At 41.2% G+C, this 22216-nt stretch carries 24 protein-coding genes and 1 pseudogene; 19 read left to right on the top strand and 6 right to left on the bottom strand.

The features are described 5' to 3' along the window. The first annotated feature begins 59 nt into the window (after positions 1–59). The 5 genes from ACRPI0_RS06830 (at position 60) to ACRPI0_RS06810 (ending at position 3513) form a co-directional block, all read left to right on the top strand. On the top strand, positions 60–590 hold the full coding sequence (locus ACRPI0_RS06830; protein WP_432355582.1) for an acyl-CoA thioesterase/BAAT N-terminal domain-containing protein: 531 nt from the start codon (positions 60–62) through the stop codon (positions 588–590). A 3-nt stretch (positions 591–593) separates the two neighbouring features. Then, positions 594–1331: an acyl-CoA thioester hydrolase/BAAT C-terminal domain-containing protein gene (locus ACRPI0_RS06825; protein ID WP_432355581.1), complete on the top strand. Its 738-nt coding sequence runs from the start codon at positions 594–596 to the stop codon at positions 1329–1331. Between the two features lie 575 nt (positions 1332–1906). After that, entirely contained in the window at positions 1907–2461 is a 555-nt protein-coding gene (locus ACRPI0_RS06820) for a GNAT family N-acetyltransferase (protein WP_432355580.1), read from the top strand. 18 nt (positions 2462–2479) lie between these two features. Beyond that, a complete protein-coding gene (locus tag ACRPI0_RS06815; RefSeq protein ID WP_432355579.1) occupies positions 2480–2773 on the top strand; it encodes a hypothetical protein in 294 nt (97 codons plus the stop codon). Between the two features lie 377 nt (positions 2774–3150). Continuing rightward, the gene (locus tag ACRPI0_RS06810) at positions 3151–3513 is read left to right on the top strand and encodes a VOC family protein (protein WP_432355578.1); all 363 of its coding nucleotides are present in this window, start codon (positions 3151–3153) and stop codon (positions 3511–3513) included. Positions 3514–3649: 136 nt separating this feature from the next. Here ACRPI0_RS06810 and ACRPI0_RS06805 read toward each other — a convergent pair whose 3' ends face one another. Continuing rightward, entirely contained in the window at positions 3650–3943 is a 294-nt protein-coding gene (locus ACRPI0_RS06805) for a hypothetical protein (protein ID WP_432355576.1), read from the bottom strand. A 409-nt stretch (positions 3944–4352) separates the two neighbouring features. On the opposite strand from ACRPI0_RS06805, the gene ACRPI0_RS06800 reads away from it, so the two are divergent. The 7 genes and pseudogenes from ACRPI0_RS06800 to ACRPI0_RS06770 all read left to right on the top strand — a co-directional run bounded on the left by ACRPI0_RS06800 (position 4353) and on the right by ACRPI0_RS06770 (position 9265). Beyond that, positions 4353–5627, top strand: a complete 1275-nt coding sequence (locus ACRPI0_RS06800; protein ID WP_432355574.1) for a helix-turn-helix domain-containing protein — start codon at positions 4353–4355, stop codon at positions 5625–5627. A 67-nt stretch (positions 5628–5694) separates the two neighbouring features. Further along, a complete protein-coding gene (locus ACRPI0_RS06795) occupies positions 5695–6084 on the top strand; it encodes a DnaJ family domain-containing protein (RefSeq protein WP_432355572.1) in 390 nt (129 codons plus the stop codon). Between the two features lie 51 nt (positions 6085–6135). Next, positions 6136–7371, top strand: coding sequence for an MFS transporter (locus tag ACRPI0_RS06790; protein WP_432355570.1), 1236 nt, complete (start codon positions 6136–6138; stop codon positions 7369–7371). Between the two features lie 195 nt (positions 7372–7566). Continuing rightward, positions 7567–7908 carry a type VII toxin-antitoxin system MntA family adenylyltransferase antitoxin gene (mntA, locus tag ACRPI0_RS06785; RefSeq protein ID WP_432355569.1) on the top strand — a complete coding sequence of 114 codons (342 nt, stop codon included), beginning with the start codon at positions 7567–7569 and terminating at the stop codon, positions 7906–7908. Continuing rightward, positions 7901–8233 (top strand): annotated as a pseudogene (gene hepT / locus ACRPI0_RS06780) (type VII toxin-antitoxin system HepT family RNase toxin); the annotation flags it as partial. The gene mntA and the pseudogene hepT, both read left to right, overlap by 8 nt. A gap of 197 nt (positions 8234–8430) precedes the next feature. Then, positions 8431–8622, top strand: coding sequence for a hypothetical protein (locus ACRPI0_RS06775; RefSeq protein ID WP_432355568.1), 192 nt, complete (start codon positions 8431–8433; stop codon positions 8620–8622). A gap of 151 nt (positions 8623–8773) precedes the next feature. Then, complete coding sequence (locus ACRPI0_RS06770) at positions 8774–9265, top strand: DUF2306 domain-containing protein (RefSeq protein WP_432355567.1); 492 nt, start codon at positions 8774–8776, stop codon at positions 9263–9265. Positions 9266–9313: 48 nt separating this feature from the next. Here ACRPI0_RS06770 and ACRPI0_RS06765 read toward each other — a convergent pair whose 3' ends face one another. The 4 genes from ACRPI0_RS06765 to efeO form a co-directional block, all read right to left on the bottom strand. After that, positions 9314–10546, bottom strand: coding sequence for a dicarboxylate/amino acid:cation symporter (locus ACRPI0_RS06765; RefSeq protein WP_432355565.1), 1233 nt, complete (start codon positions 10544–10546; stop codon positions 9314–9316). A 116-nt stretch (positions 10547–10662) separates the two neighbouring features. Next, positions 10663–12417, bottom strand: a complete 1755-nt coding sequence (locus tag ACRPI0_RS06760) for an FTR1 family iron permease (RefSeq protein ID WP_432355564.1) — start codon at positions 12415–12417, stop codon at positions 10663–10665. Further along, complete coding sequence (gene efeB, locus ACRPI0_RS06755; protein ID WP_432355563.1) at positions 12392–13648, bottom strand: iron uptake transporter deferrochelatase/peroxidase subunit; 1257 nt, start codon at positions 13646–13648, stop codon at positions 12392–12394. The genes ACRPI0_RS06760 and efeB overlap by 26 nt, the downstream gene beginning before the upstream one ends. Positions 13649–13655: 7 nt before the next feature. Next, entirely contained in the window at positions 13656–14504 is an 849-nt protein-coding gene (gene efeO, locus ACRPI0_RS06750) for an iron uptake system protein EfeO (protein WP_432355561.1), read from the bottom strand. A 237-nt stretch (positions 14505–14741) separates the two neighbouring features. Here efeO and ACRPI0_RS06745 point away from each other — a divergent pair, with 237 nt between their 5' ends. From ACRPI0_RS06745 to ACRPI0_RS06715, 7 genes are all read left to right on the top strand, one after another. After that, positions 14742–15992, top strand: a complete 1251-nt coding sequence (locus tag ACRPI0_RS06745) for a DNA polymerase thumb domain-containing protein (RefSeq protein WP_432355560.1) — start codon at positions 14742–14744, stop codon at positions 15990–15992. 31 nt (positions 15993–16023) lie between these two features. Next, positions 16024–16356 carry a YolD-like family protein gene (locus tag ACRPI0_RS06740; protein ID WP_432355558.1) on the top strand — a complete coding sequence of 111 codons (333 nt, stop codon included), beginning with the start codon at positions 16024–16026 and terminating at the stop codon, positions 16354–16356. Positions 16357–16436: 80 nt separating this feature from the next. Next, positions 16437–18191, top strand: coding sequence for an ABC transporter ATP-binding protein (locus ACRPI0_RS06735; RefSeq protein ID WP_432355557.1), 1755 nt, complete (start codon positions 16437–16439; stop codon positions 18189–18191). Continuing rightward, positions 18191–19969: an ABC transporter ATP-binding protein gene (locus tag ACRPI0_RS06730; RefSeq protein ID WP_432355556.1), complete on the top strand. Its 1779-nt coding sequence runs from the start codon at positions 18191–18193 to the stop codon at positions 19967–19969. Before ACRPI0_RS06735 ends, ACRPI0_RS06730 begins: the two co-directional genes overlap by 1 nt. Positions 19970–20112: 143 nt before the next feature. Further along, the gene (locus ACRPI0_RS06725) at positions 20113–20823 is read left to right on the top strand and encodes a cytochrome c biogenesis CcdA family protein (RefSeq protein ID WP_432355555.1); all 711 of its coding nucleotides are present in this window, start codon (positions 20113–20115) and stop codon (positions 20821–20823) included. A 20-nt stretch (positions 20824–20843) separates the two neighbouring features. Beyond that, positions 20844–21167, top strand: coding sequence for a thioredoxin family protein (locus tag ACRPI0_RS06720; protein WP_432355554.1), 324 nt, complete (start codon positions 20844–20846; stop codon positions 21165–21167). Further along, positions 21164–21691, top strand: coding sequence for a CcdC family protein (locus ACRPI0_RS06715; RefSeq protein WP_432355553.1), 528 nt, complete (start codon positions 21164–21166; stop codon positions 21689–21691). Before ACRPI0_RS06720 ends, ACRPI0_RS06715 begins: the two co-directional genes overlap by 4 nt. Positions 21692–21712: 21 nt before the next feature. Here ACRPI0_RS06715 and ACRPI0_RS06710 read toward each other — a convergent pair whose 3' ends face one another. After that, the gene (locus ACRPI0_RS06710) at positions 21713–22135 is read right to left on the bottom strand and encodes a DUF2621 domain-containing protein (protein WP_432355551.1); all 423 of its coding nucleotides are present in this window, start codon (positions 22133–22135) and stop codon (positions 21713–21715) included. Positions 22136–22216 lie beyond the last annotated feature (81 nt).

Below are 22216 nucleotides of genomic sequence, written 5' to 3'. Positions count from 1 at the left end.
CCCTTTTTAGTAGCTGGCCAAATAGTACTAAAAACAATTTGTATACTAGGGGGAAAGCATTGATACCTTCAATCCATGTCAAACAGAACAGTTCTTTAATAGATACATCATTGGAAATCCTTATCACCAATCTTCAACCACTTGAGCTTGTAATTCTCAAAGCCGAAATGTGTGACAACGGTGGTACGAATTGGGAAGCGTATGCTGAGTTTATGTCTGACAGCAAGGGTGAAATAGATTTAGCAACTGCACGACCTATTTCGGGAACTTATTTTGTTCCCGATGTAACGGGACTTTTTTGGTCAATGATTCCTGTATCGAGTGAAAATCGAAAAACACCCTTAAAACCATTGGAAACAAAACTTGTTCTAAAAAGGGAGCAAGAAATATTGTCAGCCGTTTCTGTCATTCGTAATGTAGTTTCCCCTAAAGTAGATAGATTTCCTATACGCGAACAAGGTTTGGTGGGAACATTCTTTTGCCATTCCAAGAGTGGACCACTCCCCACCCTCATAATACTAGGGGGATCCGAAGGCGGATTGAGAGAGAGTGATGCAGCGTTATTGGCTTCATATGGATTTAATACGTAATCTTTGGCGTATTTTGGTATAGAAGATTTACCAAAAGAGCTAGTAAATATCCCTTTAGATTATATTGAAAAAGCAATAGGTTGGTTAAGTGATAATCCAAATGTGGATTTTGAGAGAATAGGAATATTTGGAACCTCTAAAGGTGGCGAACTGGCACTTTTAAGTGCTTCAATGTTTCCGTCAATCAAGGCAGTTGTAGGTTATGTGCCTAGTGGATTTGTTTACCCGGGAATTGGTCGACTAGAACTCGGAGTATCTTCATGGAAATTTAAAGGGGAGTCGTTACCGTTTGCCTATGGTGAGGTACCAAAAGAGGTTGCAGAGGAACTGAATCTGACAAAGAATAAGGAGGAACCAATCTCTTGGCGAGAAACCTACCACCATTGGGCAGAAGGTGAAAAACTAGCGGAGATTGCAGTCGAAGAGATAAATGGTCCTATTCTTTTGATTACTGGGGGCGATGACCAGTTATGGCCGTCTGATTGGTTGTCTGAAAAAGTGATAACCCGATTGAAAGAACATAACCATCCTTATTACTATGAACATATCAATTTCCCGAGAGCAGGCCACTCTTTTGGTGTTCCTGGACTACCTACAACACAATCTGTCGTGTCTCCCTTTGGGAAAGGAATGAAATTATTACTTGGAGGAAATACAAAAGATAACTCAAAAGCACAATTTGAAGCATGGCAAAAAGTGAAAGGTTTTTTTAATAAATATCTAACCTCGAACTTAGATTAATCCATCTGAGTTCAACAAATGAGGGCAGTTAATGCATAGTGGCTAGGCTATAATCGGGCCAATTCCGGAAGCGTGTGTTTGTCGTATCTAATAGGAGGTTAATATGAGTTTTTATTTATCATATTTAAAAGTTAGAAATGGAGAACAGAAATTTACGGGGTTCTAAAATGATATTACCTTTTTTATACGACTGGCCATTATCATTTTTTTCGTTACTTTCCACTAAACTAAAGGGAATATGAAAAACAGACTAGAAATTGGGTAATCATGTTGTTATCGGTTTTGACTTTCCCGTTAACCCTGTCTCTGTTGTTCGAAACTAAAGTTATTTACCATTTAGAAGGGACAGGTTCTTTAATTGTTTTTCACCTTCTTATATTGTTAGGTGGAGTTATCACAATTATCCTAAGGATTTTCACTAAAACGAAATCAATTAGAAGTAATGAATAAAACTTCGATTCAACTAATGGGCGCAGTTACTTCATAAGTGCTGCGCTTCAATCGTGGTGCAGATTAGAGTTTGCAGAAGCAGATTTGTAGTATATAGCATTAAACCTGATTGGAGGATAGGATTCATGAATATAATAATTGAGAAGTTAAAAGACACAGATACTGAAAGCTTATATCAATTTGAAATTGAAAACAGAACATTTTTCGAGGATATGGTACCGTCTCGAGGAGATGACTATTACAAGTATGAGGGATTTAAAGTAAGGCATGAATCTCTGCTTGATGAACAAGTCAAAGGACTTTCCATTTTTTATTTAATAAAAGATGAAAATGATTCTATTCTTGGAAGAATAAATCTCGTTGATATTGATGAATCCGAAAAGATAGGATTTCTCGGCTATAGAGTGGGACAAATCCACACTGGAAAGGGTGTTGCTAAAAAAGCATTGAATTTATTACTCAAAAAAGTAGTTGAGTTAGATTTAAAAGTAGTTAAGGCAAAAACAACCACCAATAATATAGCATCTCAAAAAGTTTTAGAGCAAAACGGTTTTAAGCATAAGGAAACTAGTGATAAAGAATTTGAAATGAATGGTCAGATGTTAGAATTTGTTAATTATACATGGATGAATAAACAATCATTTTGTGAGGACGGCTTGGAAGGTAAATCTATTCTTTAAGCGAATGGAGTGTGAAAAATGAGGGCTATCTTAGAACTACTTCGCGTATTTATCATTCTGGCACTGATTGGTGGATTAGGATGGGGAGTTGTAAGACATATTTATACAAGCAATAAAGTACCTACTGACTATATGTGGCTTGGTTTAATTTCTGTTTTTTTATTCGTATTTGTTCTATATAGGAACAAGTTGCAGTTTTCAGGATGGTATAAAGGTAAAGAAAGACTTCCTAGATCCGTGTCATTCATACTGATTTCCGTTTCATTTATATTATTCATTGCACCATTTATTTTGTATTCTTATTTACATTAAGTGCGCAATTATGAAATGAATTTCTACGCTGCATGTGAGCTCTATGTTGATGCATCCAACCTTGGACATGATTAAATTAACCTTTTGTAAAGCGGGGTGTCGGGCGGATGAAAAATGTGAGTACTAAAATGTTTGCATTATTATTACTAGTTTTAGGGATTAATATGTTGAGGTATGGAACCTATCTTCTAGAAGATTCTACTAACGTATATAATAGGATATTATTTGGTTTGAATTCAGCACTTTTTGTATGGGTTGTTGTTTTGAAAACCAAAGAAATTCCAATTACATAAATTAAAATTGGAGCTTTTGTTACTCAGCACTTGAAGAATTAATCGAAATGAGTTCTTTACCCTACTATTTAGGAGGAGACGTCCATGATTTTGGGATTGCATCACGCACAAATCACTATTCCAACAGGTTCAGAAGAACAAAGTAAGAACTTTTATTGTCATGTATTAGGGTTGGCAGAAGTAGACAAACCGGATTCACTTAAAGGACGCGGTGGTTTTTGGTTAAAAGTTGGAAACAGAGAAGTTCACGTAGGGACAGAAGATGACTTTGACAGGTTCACAACAAAAGCTCACTTAGCTTATTTAGTAACTGATTGTTCATATTGGAGGCGTGTACTGGAGCAAAATGATATTCAAGTGATCGAAGGGGTTCTGATACCAGGGTATGATCGATTTGAATTCAGAGACCCTTTTGGAAATAGAGTAGAAATGATTCAAAAATTATAAAATACAATTCAGCTTTGGGCATAGCTATTGCATAATTAGATTATTAATGGTAACGTCGACTTTTAAGAATTTGATAGAAAGAGAGAAAATTCTAAATGACAATAAGCTATAAAGAGACATTTGACCGTTTTTCTCTTTACTTTTTAGCGATTTTGATTTCTCCAGTACTTTTTGGAGTTTTCATGGCCTTGTATTCAAGTATATTTTCACAAGATTCTTGGGGATTTGGCCCAACTGTCTTTGTAGTAACTCTATATTCATTTCCATTCTTTGCATTGGCGGCATTTCCTATTTCCTTGTACATCGATTTTTCAGCTAGAATCAAAAGCTCCCCAAATTGGATTAAGGCACTCTTATATGCGGGTTTCGGCAGTATAGCAGGTCTTATTGGAAGCATTATTCTATATGATCTTTTTTCAATTCTCTTCATGTTCATATTTGGCATGATTGGTGGATGTATTCACTTTTTCATAGTGGCACTCACTAAAAAGCTTCTGAAATTGCAATTTTAATAGTAGTTTATCGCGACACATATATCCCTTGAATTCGGATGTGCATCTATACCAGAATGGAGCCAACTAGTAATACTTCAAGAGGGAGAGTATTGGTTTAGGGAATTCTGTATGTATCCTACTCGTATGAACAGAAGAAAAAGATTAAAGTAAGGAATTTTCAAATATGATCTATTAGCTATTATTTTGTTTGCATACCAACAAAATAATGGCTTTTTCTATTTGTGTAAGTGTAATGAAAATGGACCACTGATTACTACTATTTCTCATGAATTGCGCAATTAACAAACGAAATATTGTGATAAAATAGATTTAGAGGTGATCAACGTGCTTGATAACGAAGCAAATAATTGGGGACGGCTCATAAAGTATCATCGGCAGCGACAAGGATTAAGGCAAGATGATGTCGCGGTGGGGATTTGTACACCTTCTTACTTGAGTCGTATTGAAAATGGTGTTGTCCTAGCTGAACAGACTGTATATGAAATGCTATTTAATCGAGTCGGGATTGACCTTAATCATGAAAAAGAAAATGATGAGATTAATCGTTCTCTTCTTGAAACAATGTACGCTAAGTTATTATCCAATGAAAGCCTGACGGAAAATGAATTAACAAGATTAGAATCTCTTCAGAATGAGTCTTTTCATCAAGAAATTGATTTACAAGCCGCCCTAGTTTATAGCCGCTACTTATGTTCAATCGATGTTCTCAACGAAGCTCGAGTGCTACTTGAAAAAATCGGGCCTTTGATCAACTGGCATCAGGACCGAGTTACACAAATGTTTATTGGTATCACGACAAATGTGCATTTATCCTTCTTAGAATTCCAACAGATTATCTTAAGAGAAGAAAAACACAATGTAAGTAATTACATAAATTCTGCCCATCGCTTCGAGCAAGCAAATTACTTTTATCATCTAGCTTTTGCACATCATCGTAATTATTCATTCCAGCAAGCACTAGATTATATCGATAGGGCGACACAAGTATTTTCTCACCAATATAAACCGTTATTCCAGTTAAAGCTCTATTCAATGAAGGGGGTTATTCTGAACGATCTACATAGATACCAAGATGCATTAGTGGAGTTTGAAGCTGGACAAGATTTACTGGAAAATGTACCTACTATACAAACACCTAGGCAATGGAGCTCTCTTTATAACAATATAGCTTACTGCTACGAGTGTCAGGGCTCATTCAGCAAAGCTATGTCCTATTATGAACAAGCAAATAGTTTTGAAGAAGATATGCATTTGGTTATTAATTGGATTCGGGCTAGCTATCAACAACGGGATAAAGAAACGTTAACTAAGTTGTTCCTTACCTATCCTAAAGAACGTTTTGAAGTGCCTCATCATCGATATCAGTTCCTTTTGTTGAAATGTGCAAGCGAGGAAGAAATTACGATTGCTCAGCTAAAAGATGTTGAAGAACTCGTCTTCCCGTATTTCAAGAAACAAGAATATTACTCGTTAACATTATACTATGCACCGTTATGGGCCAGACTTTATGAAGAATTACGCGCTTATAAGCAAGCAAATATCTGTTTAACGTATGCATTTACCGCAAGCGAACAAGTCCGTCTACGTATGAGTAGTTAATAGTACTAGATTCTGAGTTATCCCTAAGCTCTTGTTAACATTTTGATGGGAAAGGAATGTGAAGAGTATGAAAGAGCGTGACTTTCAAGAACCTTACAATGATTTGATGGGTGATATCATTAAAAAGCATGCAGAAGAAGGTGGGATGGATAATTTATCTGGAAGAGGGAAACCGTTGAGCCAAGACTATTTCTCAGGAGATACTTTACAACATTTTCAACGGATTGCTAACGAGGCTGGATATAAACCCCATTGGCTGAATTTACAACAGGCGATTCGAGAGGAGGTTCTTCTTCTTGCTGATTTTTATGAGGCCTCTGTAACAGTAGATCTTAAAGAGCGATTAGATAGAATTAATGAAAAGGTTACCAAATATAATCGATTATGTCCTCGTCCAATGCAAAAAGGGCCGGTTTCCTTAGAAACGATAAAAAGCGTGTTAGATAAGAGAAAATAATATCCTTTTTAAACAAAGTGAGCAGGTTCTGTGCGAAGGAGGCGTTTTACGTTGGGGAAATTAAAGGAATGGAAAGACCCTGGAATCTTATTAACGTCAATAGCCATTGCCAATATTGGAGACTTTATCTATCTTATAGCGATTAATATCATTGTATTTCAACTAACCGGTTCTGCAGCGGCTGTTGCGGCACTTTGGATAATTAGTCCACTCACGAATATCGTTACTAAATTTTGGACAGGAAGCTTTATAGATTATAGAAGTAAGAGAAAAGTTATGATAACTACTTATGTGATACGAGCTGTATTCATTAGCCTCATTCCATTTGCACCAAATATGATAGTCGTATATGGGATCTTGATTGTGCTAAGTATATCGAATTCTTTCTTTCATCCAGCATCTATGACGTACGTAACGATTATGGTGCCAATTGAAAAAAGAAAGCGTTTTAACTCAATTCGTTCTTTTGCAAGCTCAGGCGCTTTCATTATTGGTCCAGCTGTAGGAGGCGCCTTGCTCTTTATGTATTCCTATGAACTTACATTATGGATCAATGCTGTATTATTTGGTGTAGCCGCACTGTTGTTGCTGGTACTTCCGGAGAAAGAGTCTATCGATAAAAACAAGATTCCTGCATTGACGATTTCGCAAGTAGTGAGTGATTTCACAGTTGTTAAGGTGTTTCTCGTTGAGAATCGCTATGTATCTGCTATTTATCTTGGATTCACCTTGATTATGATTTTCTCTTTTGCAATGGATACTCAAGAAGTTGTCTTCACTCAACGTGTGATTGGTCTTTCTGAAATCGACTATAGCTTGCTTGTCAGTATTACGGGAATAGGCTCTGTCGTTAGCGCTATTTTGCTAGTTGTTTTCTCAACTAAATTTTCTCTAAGGGTTATGATTTCAATTGGGCTCATTATGATGACGATTGGCTATGTGATATACGCGTTCTCCTGGTCATTTTTATCAATCGTGGTCGGTTTCTTAATTTTAGGGTTCTTTAGCGTGTTTTTAAATGCAGGGATTATGACTTTTTATCAAAATAATGTACCCGCTCATATCATGGGTAGAGTAACCAGTATCTTTCAGCTCATTCAAAGTTTAGCTCAGGTTTTATGTATACTAGGCATAGGCATCTTAGGTGATGTTTTGTCTTTACGACTCGTCATTGTTTCATTAGCACTTGTGATGCTCATTACTTCTATTATCTATGCTTGTTTAGTTCTGAAATCGAATAAAAAGCAGTTTTACGTGGAGAGTAGTACTAGCAAAATACTTGAGTGAGTGGGCTGCTATTTCGCTTACCTTGTAAACGTAGATTAGATTTAACTATAGAAACATAACTTATGGGTATCTGTTCATTTTCTGCGGTCTATAGTTAGATGTTATACTGATGTAAATAGGTGACAGTGGTGAGAGTATGTTATCTGTACAGACGAAACAGCAGCTTATAACAAACGAGTAAATCCGGCGTTTATTATGCTGTTCGGTTCATATGCTAAAGGAACTGTAAGGGAAGACAGTGATATCGATTTAGCCTATTACGCAGTTGATGTACTATCTCCTTATGAATGTTTTTCACTATCAGGTGAGCTTGCTCAAATTGCTAACGGAGATGTCGATGTTGTCAATATCAGAGAAATTGATACCGTTTTTGCCGTACAAATTTTTCCGACGGGAAAGTTACTCGCATGCCATGATGAGAACGAGTATATAAAACAGCGTATGAAAGCCTATAGTATATACGCTGGACTCAATGAACAGCGGGCCGAAGTATTGCAACGCATTCAAGATAGAGGAAGTGTATGCGGCGATGAATGAAGTGATTTTAAATAAAGTGACGACTAGTGAACGCTGTATTAATCGTGTCCATGTAGTATATGCAGAAAACCCGGACAATTTATAGGTTTTTACGAAGTAGGATAGTATTGTCTTAATTATTCAGCGTGAGTGTGAAGCGAGTATTGATTTAGCTATGCATATCGTCAGTGAAAAAAGGTTGGGAGTACCGAAAACAAGTCTCGATGCATTTAAGTTTCTACAAGAAGCAACTAATATAGATGAATTATTAGTAAAAGTATTAATGAATATGGTAGGTTTTCGCAATATTGCAATACATGATTACCAAGCAATTCAATTTGAAATTTAAAAAATGATTTCAGAAAAACATATCGGTGACTTCAAAAAGTTCACTAAGATTATTTTACTTAATCTTTTAGAGTAATACTCGAATCCTTACTATTCCTAAGATCATGTTTGTGTAGTTAAGTTGTTACTCTTGTCTCTTTCACTACAGCCAATACACAGTTATTTTGCGTTAATCAACGGAAAGAAGGAATTCATATGATTTTTAGTTCTGTACTATTTTCAATTATTACTTGGGCGATCGGCCTATACATCCTATATTTCATCATCACAGCTGCCGTTAAGAACGGTATCAATCAGTCTGTCATTGGACGATCTTTTGAAGACAAGAGTGAACCTGTTCCAGAGAAAAAGTCTTTCCTTGATAGTGACTTGGATAATGATAAATAAGTAGATTTGGTAATGAATTCAAAACAAACGCAAACACAAAGAGACAAATTGACAACTTAAAAGTCTAGAAGAGACAAGGTAAGTTTATTCACCGTGCGTAATCATATATTTAGTTACTAAAAAATAGAAAGCGTGCCTAGGAGAGTGTTAAATGGATATCATCTCTATTCTTCTTATCATCCACATTATAGTAGGTATCATTTGTTTACTTACTGGCACTCTAGCATTGTTCGTAAAGAAGAAGAAAGGCAGTCATACGATAATTGGCGAAGTATATCATGGTGGATATGTTGTGATTTTCATCACTTCTCTTGCAATGGCGATTATGAACTGGTCAGAAAGTTCTTATCTGTTCTATATCGCACTCTTTTCATATGGCTTAGCTCTTTTCGGATATTTAGCACGAAAATTACGATGGAGAAACTGGTTGAACAAACATATTGCCGGAATGATCGGGTCCTACATCGGTATTATAACGGCGACATTGGTCGTGAATGGTTCGAAGATTCCTCTAGTTAATGAAATCCCTGTACTTTTGTTATGGTTTATTCCTACACTTATCGGTACTCCAATTATTATAATCGTGAGTAGAAGATATAGTAATCCTGTTTCATCCAGAAGAAAGACCGCTAATCCATTGTGAATTAGCGGTCTTTTCATATTCTATATTCACTTACGATACATCGTCTTTTCAAGTAGTTGCTCGTTTCTTTTCTGAACTATCCACGACAGCGGCACCTACAATATCTCCTACAACGTTTGAAGCAGTTCCACCCATACCGATGATTGCATCGACACCTGCGATGAGGGCGACGATTTCAAGGGGAAGGCCAAACATTGTCAATACCGCTGCAAGTGTCACAAGTCCTGCCGCAGGAACGCCTGCAGTCCCAATCGATAAGAGTGTCCCGATGATCACTATTATGAAAAAGTGAGATATGGATAGCTCGAGATTCGTAATGTTCGCTGCAAAGACAATCGACACACCCATACGGAGTGCACCGCCATCTGAGTTGAACACCGCTCCTAGAGGAAGGGCGAAGTTGGCCGTGCGCTCAGACACACCTGCTTTTTGCGCTGCTTTAATGGCAATCGGCAAGGACGCGATACTGCTTGAAGTGAAGAACGCGGTCGTATACGCTTCTTTCGTTGACTTGAAGAAATCGATGACAGAATTCCCAGACAACCGAAGGAATCCTGAATAAACGAATACCCATAACAAAATGACACCTAAGTAGAACACTGCGGTGAACGTAAGAAGGGATTTGAATGTTTCCCATCCTTGGCTTCCGAAGGCAGTTGCACTAATTGCGAACACTCCGATTGGTGCATAAAGCAAGACGCCAGTGAGGAGTTTAGAAAACATCTCTTTTAGTGCAATGATAATTCTGTCCAACAGCTGACCATTCTTTTGCATCTCTTTGTCCGTTGAAAACTTCATTGCTGAAATGGCAAGACCAATAATGACAGCCATGAAAATAATACCCATTACATTACCACCGGAAAAGGCTTCAAACATATTGGATGGAACCATTTGCAATAAGACATCTGAGAAGTTTGGTGCTGCAGGTGTATCGACTTTCGTATTAGGAAGTGTTAAATACTGACCCGGTTGGAACAACAGGGCGAGTCCAACACCAATTCCTACTGCAGCAGCGGTTGTCGCTGCGTAATAAAGGATCAGTTTCCAGCCCATACGACCAAGTTGTTTCATGCTCATCTGATCGACAGCAAGTACAACAGTTAAAAAAATCACAGGAATGGCAACGAGACTAAGTAGATTTATTAATAATGTACCAAGTGGTTGAAATACAGCCATTTTTTGTCCGAATACTAGACCACTTGCAATACCTGCAAGAAATCCGATGGACATTTTAAGTACAAATGAACTATCACGATAACCACGCCATATTTTCGATAACATTGATTCTCTCCCATTCATATGTATTGATTGTGTATTGAGCGAAGTGTACCGTAAGTTGGAAGTTTGGGTCAATATCTATGCTCGGATTTTGTCGGAAATTGAAAACACCGCTTCCTTTAAGAGGAAACGGCATTTCGGGCAGGTGACCGTTTTTTTATTGCAAACATAGTCACCACAGTGAGTAATAATACGAGCTGTCCAGCAATTGTCTCCCATGTCGGATAAAATCCGATGGCAGATAGAACAGGAAGTCCTTTTACAATTGAAGTAGGGAAGACGTCCGTCAATTGAAGCGTATGGATGCTGACTCCGATAATTTTGAAAGCAAGTGCATAGATGAATACCGTTGCAACAGCGAACAACCGATGAATCGGTATGCGACTTCCTGCTTTCAATAGCAATACAGCGACTGCCACTAATATGACAAGTGCTACAGCGATTCCGAGGAGAAATTGCGACAGTTCCATATTAGGCGCAATCCCTACATAGAATACGACGGTTTCTGCACCTTCACGGAATACTGTCAAGAAACTGAGCAATCCAATAGCCCAAGCACTTTTGCTAGAGATGGCAGTACCCATTTGACGTGCGATATAGTCGTTCCAAGCAGTAACATTTGATTTACGATGAAGCCATGCTCCAATTCCAATCATCATAGCAGCTGCTGCAAGTCCAATAGCGCCCTCCATGATTTCACGGCTACTACCGATTGTCACTGAGTTGAGGATGGTTGTCATGAGTATGGCTGCAACGATACTTGCAACAACACCTACTGCTGAACCTGTGTAGATCCATTTCGCAAGTTGAGGTTGTTTCGCTTTCTTCAAAAATGCAACCAACCCGATAATGATGAGGAGTGCTTCTAAACCTTCACGTAGTAGAATGAGTGCTGAATCCCAAAACGTATAAGATGTACTTTCTTTAACAAGTTCAATTTGCTGTTGCAAACTGGCGATTTCTCCGGATATTTTACTAATATCCGAACTTTTACTTTTCAGCTTACCCGCAAGTAACGGCAATTGACTTTCAATTTTCGTATAGAGAGCTGCATCTTTCGTACGAATTTGACCTTCGACGTTCGGCCAGCTTGTGATGAACTCCCGTAATTTTGCAACCGCGGTATCTGTGTCATCTTCAGCAAGTGCTGCACGACTGTCCGCTAAAAGGGAAGTGAGCGTGTCTAACGATTCTTCAGTTATAGGAGCAGACCCTGCCGTCATTTCGCCTGCTGAGAACGTGACAATTGCTTGTTCAAGAGCGGTGTATGTCTGTTCGAGATCCGTTTGACTTGGGGCATCTTCTGCTAGGGCAATACGTAAAAATGCCATTTGGGTTTCGATAGCACCGTATGCCGCGATACTTTGTTCACGGACTGGGCGTTCGTTACGTGTCCAAGTAGATAGAAACTTCTTCACAGAAGTTCGGATTGCTTCGATATCCCCTGCCTGAATTGCCTCTCCAAGTTTCTCAAGGTCCGGGGTGACCGCTTGTTTAAATGCGAGACGCTCCGCTTGTTCATCCACAGGATTTTCTGCTTTTTCTAGTGCGTGCAACGCTTTTGAAAGAGCCGTCAACGCTTCTAGACGCAGGACAGACCCTTTCGCTTGCTCTGCTTCTTTCAACGCATGTTCAACTTGCTTACTTTCCTTCGCAGGGTGGTCTTCTGGCTTCCACGTAGCTTTAAATTCCTTTAGTGCAGTGTCAGCTGCAGACGTATCGTCTTGCTTAGACGCCATGATGGCATCGCCTATTGCGATATATAAGTCACTATACGAAGGTGCCTCCGCGTGAACGAGGGAGGCGGGGAAAAGAGACAAAAGCAGGACTGCGATGAGCAGTGCCTGCTTACAAAACTTTGAATAACGATTCACCGATATAGCTCCCTTTCTGAACACCAGGGAAGCAGGCAAACAATGCGCTGCCACGGTGTGTGATGTATTCGTTTAACTTATCGACACGGCCGAAACTTTTTTGGATGGCGATAAATTGCTCCGGATCTTTTTGATAAGAGATGAACAGCAAACCTGCATCATATGCACCGGTTGCATCCATTGTTCCAGAAGAGTAGGAGAAAGAACGTCTATGAATCTGCGTTTTAGCTTCTTTTGCTAGCCGTACATGCGAATCGACGGGAATGACAGGTGCTCCTGATGCATCTTTTTGGTCAAGGGGCACTTCATCATGTTCACCTTTTAAACCAAGTGGAGCACCCGATTCGCGGTGTCGGCCGAATGTCGCTTCTTGCTCACTGAGTGCTGTACGGTCCCACGTTTCCAAATGCATCTGGATACGACGGACTGCCATATAACTACCTCCAGCTAGCCAACCTTTGTCTGCCCAAACAACATCATTCATCACGGGTTTGCTTGCTGTATCAGGACCTGATGTTCCGTCTTTAAAAGCGAACAAGTTCCGTGGTGTTTCGCGTTTCTTGTTTTTCTCTGGGAACGAGTTGAAACCAGCTTGTGACCATTTCAACCGTACTTTTCCTGAAGCGGCGCGAATCAGATTGCGCACTGCGTGAAACGCAACTTGCGGATCTTCTGCACACGCTTGGATACATAGATCGCCTCCCGTATACGCGGGATCGAGTTGATCCTTAGGGAAGTGAGGGAGATCTTTGAGTTCTGTAGGACGTTTTGATGAAAGACCTAGTTCGCTTTTATCGAAAAGGGAAGGACCGACGCCGAACGTCAACGTCAATCCAGATGCATCGAGTCCGCCTGCTTCACCTGTATCTTTTGCAGGGATAAAGCCGTTTGAAGAGAGATCGCCGATTGGCTCGCCATTCATGAGGCGTACCGCCATCGGTGTCCATTGCTGAAACAGTTCTTTCAGCTCCGCTTGAGATTTCACAAGAACTTCCAGAGATGCAAAGTAGACGTGAGTTTGTACGAGTGTAATGATACCGGGTTGATGCGCACCATAAAAGTTTACTTTGTTTTTGGACTTCGGATTATCATCTTCTGTCGCCATTCCAAATACATTCAGAATGCCCCCGAGTCCAGATACTCCGATTGCTGCACCAGCAGCTCCGGCTCCTGTCAGTTTCAACATTTGACGTCGGGAAATCTTCTTCTCAAACAACTTTTCTTCTTTCATTAGTACCTCACTCCATTACGATGCCCATCATGCTCAATGGTTCACCGAGTTGATTAACTGCATCCGCTAATTGCTTCGTGTCTTCTTTCGTCAAGTCCTCATAAGAGATATAGCCACCATTTCCATCTTCGTGTTTCGCAAGAAGTCCGTTCAAAGTTGCAAACTTACTCGTCAAGTCCGTTGCAAGTTTTGTATCTTTTTGTTTAATGACTGCTTCGAAAATGTGGAAGATTTCTTCTGCACCTTCAACGTTTGCTTTGAAATCATATAAATCGGTATGAGAAAAAATTTCCTCTTCACCCGTAATTTTTGATGTGGATACTTCATTCAATAAGTCGACTGCCCCTGTAATCATCAGGTCCGCACCGACTTCAACCGTTTCAACACGAGCGCGTAATTCTTTTGCATCTTTTAACAACTGATCGGCAACATCTTCATAGCCTTTTGTTGTGTTATCGACCCATAGACCGTATTCAATCTTATGATAGCCGGACCACTCTTCTTCGCCTTGACCTGCGTCTTCTAAGTCTGCGAGACGTGCGTCAATACGCGGATCGAGATCTCCGAAACTTTCTGCAATCGGCTCAGAACGTTCAAAGTACATACGCGCTAGGGGATAGATTGCTTTTGCGTCTTCAAGTCTTCCTTCTTTCACAGCAATGACAAATTTTTCCGTTTCCACCACGAACTGATCCATCTGTTCCAATGCGAATTGCTGGTATGCGTCCGTCTCTTGTTGAAGATCAGTAGGAGCTACAGCTTCCGCTGATTCTTTCTCAGTTGCTTTATCGGTACCGCACCCAGAAAGGATAAGGCCTGTTGCGAGTAGTGAAGCGAGCAAGGCGTGGGATTTCATAATATATGTTCCTACTTTCCGTCTTTTTCTCAATGATAATCATTATCACCTTATCAAGTCAACTATTTTCTGCAGGAATCAGTGGCAATTTCATGGCGAATTTCCATTTCCCAAAAATAAATTAGTGAAAAGGAGGGCGGAATCTCAACGTCTCACTACATTTGGAAGAGAATGGTTGTTGTATAACACGTTTGCAAGACTTATAATAAGGGAACAAACGTTCTAGGAGGAGACATTATGAACCGACTACCCGAACGAAAGATCATCTGTTTGGATATGCGCAGTTTTTACGCAAGTTGTGCTGCTGCCTTGGAAGGACTCGATGTCATGGAAACGCCGATTGCGATTATTGGGAATAAAAAGCGTAAAGGTGGTGTCGTATTAGCGGCTTCGCCTCCACTCAAAAAAAAATTCGGCATTCAAACAGGGATGCGCCTTTTTGAAATTCCAGATGATCCATCTATCCGTTTGATCGAACCGACGATGGAGTTCTACATAAAAATATCGATGGAAATCACACATTTACTCAACCAATATGTACCGAAAGAAGCGATCCATGTGTACAGCATCGATGAAAGTTTCGTCGACTTAGATGGAACGGAAAAGCTGTGGGGCCCCGCAAGAGAAACCGTTGCCCGCATTCAAGATGAGTTGCTGCGTCAGTTCCAACTGCATTCTGCATGTGGAATGGGACCAAATATGTTGCTATCAAAACTCGCACTAGATCTGGAAGCGAAGAAAACGGGCTTTGCGTACTGGGGATATGATGATGTGCCTGAAAAATTATGGCCCGTCGCACCACTTAGTTCAATGTGGGGAATCGGAAGGCGTCTTGAACACTCGTTGAACGAACTAGGTATTTATTCGGTTGGTGATCTTGCACACGCGCCACTTATCCAGTTGGAGGAGAAATTCGGTGTCATAGGGAACCAACTCTATCATCATGCACATGGAATTGACTTGTCTGATTTAGGTGCGCCATTAATTGAAGGGCAAGTCAGTTATGGAAAGGGACAGATTCTCTTCAGAGATTATCGACGTCGCGATGAAGTACTTGCAGTAGTACTCGAGATGTGTGAAGACGTTGCCATGCGTGCCCGCACTGCAAGGCGTGCAGGTCGTACAGTACATTTATCTGTCGGATACTCTAAAAACGCCTTAGGCGGAGGATTCAGTCGTTCTAAGTCGCTTGTAGAAGAGACCAACGATACGATGAAAATTTATAGACTCTGTATAGAACTGTTCGATAAATTCCATGACGGACGCCCCGTCCGCCAACTATCGCTGAGCCTATCCAATCTAGTGGAAGAGCATTCGATGCAATTAAGCTTGTTCGACCAACGCAAATGGAAAACACGCAAACTCGGAGAGACAGTGGATGAGCTCCGTAGTAAATATGGATCCACTGCCGTTTTACGTGCAGTGTCGTATACCGATGCAGGAACTGCGCGGCATCGAGCGGGACTCATTGGCGGTCATGTGAAATGACGGTACTTGACGGACGGAAGGAGGCGATAGGATGCTACGAGATCGTGGAAAGATTAAATGGACGTCGCTAATGTTACCCGAACACATTGAGCGCTTGCGTGCGTGGCAAGCTGAAGACGCGCTCCCTACGCGGAGTGAGCCGGACGAACAACAATTGGAGGAATGGAATTATATCATCGCCTCTGCCATGGAGATCCATCAAGCGATTGCAATTACCCATTGGCAGACTGGGCAACCCGTGACGGAAGAGTTCCATGTCCATTGCCTAGAACCTGAAAGAAAACAGTTGCGTGTTGTGACGCAGGAAGGGGCGGCACGGATACTTTCACTCTTCGATATTGAAACTATTTCTGAAATCGAATGATTCGAAACAAATACTGTCCGAAATGTGTGGAAATCTGCTAAACTGTTCAGAGTCCTATTATAGATTGGCAGGGGAATTCATTGAACGTACTCATTCAGCTCGGCTGGTTTTTCAAACAGCGTAAAAAGCAGTATGCAGTTGGGATTACAGCACTTGTCCTCGTTTCCATATTGCAACTACTGCCGCCAAAAATCATCGGCTACATTGTCGATGACATTACCAAAGGAACGTTAACTGCGAATCAGCTGACGAAGTGGCTTGTTATTTTAGCTGCTGCCGGGATTGCCATGTACCTATTCCGCTATTTATGGCGCGTCATGATTTTTGGTTCATCAATTGTTCTTGCACGAACGATTCGAAAGCAATTATTCGATCACTTTTTAAAGATGTCACCTGCGTTTTATCAAAAACGTCGTGTAGGTAATTTAATGGCACACGCCACCAATGATGTAAATGCTGTACAGCAAACTGCAGGCATGGGCGTGTTGACACTCTTTGACTCGATTTCAACAGGCGGCTTCGTCATCTTAACAATGGCCTTGACGATTAACTGGAAGTTGACGCTAATTGCATTGATTCCGATACCAATCATGATCGGATTGACTAGCTTTTACGGAAAGTTGCTACGTCGTCACTTCCGGACCGCTCAAGAAGCGTTCTCGGGCATGAACGATAAGACGCAAGAGAGTATTTCCGGAGTGAAAGTAATTAAGACGTTTGGACAACAGCGGGAAGACATTGAGGATTTCAGTCAACTGTCCGATGAAGTCGTTGAAAAAAATATGCGCGTTGCTCGCATAGATGCCTTATTCGACCCGACGATTGGTGCAGTTTTTGCAGTTTCTTCTATTATGTCATTCATCTTCGGTACCCGCTTCATCATCGCAGGGGAAATGAGTGTTGGCGATATGGTGGCATTCAGTACCTATCTGGGCTTGTTGACGTGGCCAATGCTTGCGTTCGGATTCCTATTCAACATTGTAGAACGCGGAAATGCTTCGTACACACGTATTCGTGAATTGCTGTCCGTCGATCCTGAAGTGGTCGATGTAGTCGGTGCAATCGACGAACGGCCAAAAGGAGATTTGTCTGTCGATATCGATGAATTCACGTTCCCCGGAGATCCAAAACCTGCACTTTGGGATGTCCATTTCAATTTACGACAAGGAGAAACCCTTGGAATCGTTGGGAAGACTGGATCCGGGAAAACCGCAATTTTGAAACTGTTGCTTCGGGAATTCGATGACTATAAATGTGTCATTTCATATGGAGGGCATTCCATTCATCGTTACAAACAGCAACGTCTCCGGGAATCGATTGGATATGTCCCACAAGATCATTTCCTATTTTCAACGACATTGGCGGAGAACATCGCCTTTACGAATCCAACAGTTCCGCAAGAAGACATTCATCGAGCAGCGAAACTTGCGCATATTCATGACGATATCGAAGGTTTCACAGAAGGATATCGGACGATTGTCGGAGAACGAGGCGTATCACTATCCGGAGGACAGAAGCAACGGATATCGATTGCTCGTGCTCTTCTTATGCAACCTGAGTTACTCATTTTAGATGACTCGCTGTCAGCAGTGGATGCGAAAACAGAAGAAGCAATCCTTCATTCATTGAAAGAAACACGTAATGGAGAAACAACAATTATCACATCTCACCGGTTAAGCGCCATTCAACATGCGCACCGAATCATTGTGATGGATGCCGGAACAATCGCAGAGTCCGGAACCCACGCAGAACTAATGGAACTCGATGGCAAGTATAAAGAAATGTACGACTTGCAACAACTTGAAGCATCTGTTGAACAAGGAGGTGAGGCGTAATGGCGGAAGTGAAACAGACTAAATTGTCAGCTCGTGGGCAAATGAACGTACTTGTACGACTTCTTAAATATTTGAAGCCCCACCGCGTGTCGATTGCCATTGCGTTGTTCCTTCTTGCATTGACAATTACGGGAAGCATTGTAAGCCCGCTTCTAATTCAATCTTTCATTGATAATCATCTAGTTCCATTGGATTTTGAGCGATCCAGTGTCATCCAGCTGCTCATCGCCTATGTCATCATCCAGTTAACGGTCGTTGTGATTTCCTATTTCCAGTCACTTCGTTTCCAACGGATTGCGCTTAAAGTCATTCAACAATTGCGCATCGATGCGTTTACTAAAGTGCAAGGACTCGGTATGCGTTATTTTGATAAAACACCAGCAGGTGCAATTGTCTCACGCGTGACGAATGACACGGAAGCGATTAAAGAAATGTTTGTCAGCGTGGTAGTCACCTTCTTGCAGGCGATTTTCGGCATCATCGGTGTCTATATTGCGCTCTTTTCACTGGACGCGAAATTAGCATTATACTCAATGGTATTGTTACCGTTATTTGTTACTCTCATATCGGTCTATCGTTATTACAGTGCAGATTTCTATCAAGACATTCGAGAACGACTCAGTCAATTGAACGGAAAGATTTCGGAGTCCTTATCTGGAATGGGGATGATTCAAGCATTCCGCCAAGAAAAACGGCTTGCAGATGAATTTGAATCCATCAACGATGGGCATTACCGAGCGGGTATCCGCAACATTAAATTTGACAGTATCCTACTCGGGCCATTCATCGACTTGCTATATGCAGCAGCTGTTGTCTTTACGCTAGGCTATTTCGGATTCTCGTCACTTTCAACTGCCGTGGATGTCGGAGTAATTTATGCGTTCACAACGTTACTGAGCCGTTTATTCCAACCTGTGCAGCAAGTAATGAACCGATTGTCAATTTTCCAACAGGCTCTTGTTGCAGCATCACGCGTTTTTGCGCTTATGGACGAACCCGATATGGAACCAGTTCAGCAAGCACAACGCGATAGAAAGATTACCGACGGATCTATAACTTTTGACGGCGTTACATTCAGTTATGATGGGAAAACAGAGGTATTGAAAGATATATCATTCACCGCAAAAGCAGGAGAGACTGTCGCACTCGTCGGACATACGGGGAGCGGTAAGAGTTCGATTATCAACTTGCTCATGCGGTTCTATGAGTACGAGCGCGGTTCCATTACGATTGATGGACGTTCCCTGAAGACCTATCCGATGGATGAATTACGTAAGAAAGTCGGGCTTGTCCTTCAAGATCCATTTATGTTTTACGGAGATGTTGAAAGTAACATCCGTCTGCATAACGAATCGATGACATCTGAAGAAGTACGAGCCGCTTCAGAGTTTGTGCAAGCTGATAAGTTCATCGAGCAATTGGAAGGGGCTTATGCCCACAAAGTAATGGAACGTGGCGCGACCTTATCTAGTGGACAGCGACAACTCATTGCCTTTGCACGCACGATGGCGACAGATCCGAAAGTACTTGTACTCGATGAAGCAACAGCGAATATCGATACAGAAACCGAAATTGCAATTCAAGCAAGTTTGCAAAAGATGCGTAAAGGCCGAACGACGATTGCAATCGCCCACCGACTTAGTACGATCCAAGACGCGGAACTAATTTTAGTGCTGCATAAGGGAGAGATTGCTGAGCGTGGAACTCATCAGGAACTTCTAAGTATGAAAGGGCTTTACTATAAAATGTATCAATTGCAAAATGGTCAATCCGCTTAAATAATGCTGAAAACCGTACATGACATGGAGCATGTGCGGTTTTTTCATGTGTCATAAACTGTTCACAGACAAAAAGTACGTATTCAACGTCCCGTTCTGATACGATGGAGAGGAAAAAGAAAATTACTAAAGGGGGAAGTTCCTTGGCAACAGATGTGAACATATTCCTTGCATTCGGTGCAGGCTTTTTAAGTTTCATCTCTCCGTGCGTCTTGCCTTTATATCCGGCATTCATCTCTTATATAACGGGGATGTCAATTGACGACTTACGTTCTGATAAGAAACGGATGAGCCGAAACGGCATGTTACATACGCTATTTTTCCTACTCGGATTTTCTATCGTATTCATTTTCCTTGGATTTGGCTCTTCATTTATCGGCCGTTTCTTTATCGAATACATGGATATTCTTCGACAAGTCGGTGCTATCTTCATCGTTCTATTCGGATTGATGGTAGTCGGGATTTTTACACCGAAGTTTTTAATGCAAGAACGCAAACTACAATTTAAGAACCGGCCATCCGGTTACTTGGGATCCGCATTAATCGGACTCGCATTTTCAGCCGGTTGGCAACCTTGTATGGGACCAATTATTGGTGCTATCATTGGTTTAGCTGCATCCAATCCAGGTTCAAGCATGCTCTACATGATGACATACGTTCTTGGATTTGCAATTCCATTCTTCGTGCTCTCGTTCTTCGTGACACGTCTCGGATGGATCCGCAAGCATAACCAGTTAATCATGCGGATTGGCGGAGCTTTCATGATTATCTTCGGAATTGTGTTGTTCTTTGACGGAATGACATTCCTAATCAGCTTACTTAGTCCAATCTTTGGAGATTTCCAAGGTTTTTGACCATCAGGGAGGATTGAACAATGAACGAAGTCACGTCTTTTAAATCCTGGCAAGATCTTTTAACACAACGAGAAGCAGTGCTCCTATTCGTAAAGACAGATCATTGTTCTGTATGTGAGGGACTGTATCCACAAGTGGAAGAACTTCACGAACAGTATCCATTCCCGTTCTATTCTGTGAACGTGGCGAAAGTGCCGGAAATGGCGGGGCAGCTGTCGCTCTTTGCGGCACCCGCTGTGTTGTTATTCCATCAAGGCAAAGAAACGGCTCGCTTTGCGCGTTTCGTTCCTATCGAACCACTTTGTAAACGGATGGACGAACTGAAGGAGGCGACGCGAGGATGAGTCAACTGCAAGAATTTGTTGATGCGATTTTCACCAAAATTCCGCCTGTCTATCTAATCGTTGGATCGACAGTCGCTTTCTTCTTCATGGGCGTCATGGGATTTATTGTACGTTCTAAAGCAGCAGAACGTCCGATTTCTCCAATCCGTATCATACTGCCGCCACTCTTCATGTCTTCCGGAATGCTAATGTTCTTGTTTACACAATTCCAAGTTCCGTGGAGTCAGGTGTTTGAGGCTGCAACTGTTGGTCTTATCTTTTCAACGATCTTGATTGCTACGACGAATTTCGAGAAGAAAAACGGTCAATTATTTGTCAAACGTTCGAAAGCGTTTATCTTTATCTTGGCGGGATTACTCATCTTCCGTCTTGTCGCTAAACTGATTTTAAGTAGTTCGATCGACGTAGGGGAACTGGCTGGCATGTTCTTCATTCTCGCATTTGCGATGATTGTCCCATGGCGCATCGGAATGCTCATCAAATACAATAACCTCCAAAAAAGAGAGGGACTCGTGGTCAAATGACCCGGTCCCTCTCTTTTTTTGTTAAAACAAATGCTCATATGGAGTCATATCGACATCCATTGTTTTAAGCTTCTTGCGTAAAAATTTGTGGTCGCGTTTCGGCGTTGCTACAATATATCCCCGTATAATATGGTCGAATTCAATCGTTTTCGCATGCTCATCGAGCGCAATCTGACCGATACGACCAGCAATCTTTTGCTTTGCCACAGGACGGAATAATTCAGGAACTGGCTGAACGAGTTCATTCAACAAGACCTTCGCTTTATCGTTCCATAGGTGCAGGGAACGATCCACATAGTACTCTTCCCAGTCCAATGTCGATTTGCCATCTTCTTTTGGGAACACTTTAAGGAACTTACGGAACATGAAAAATCCACCGATTGCAAATAGACCGACTAAGACGATACACCAAAATACAATAAACCAGATAAACCAGCCTGGCATAATACGTTCACCTCTTTATGACTCTCTACACTATCGATTGTACATGTAAACTTAAAAACTTTCACGAACATTGTATCCTTT

Source organism: Sporosarcina sp. A2 (assembly GCF_050858885.1).
Lineage (GTDB): Bacteria > Bacillota > Bacilli > Bacillales_A > Planococcaceae > Sporosarcina.
This window is presented reverse-complemented; position numbering and strand designations above follow the sequence as displayed.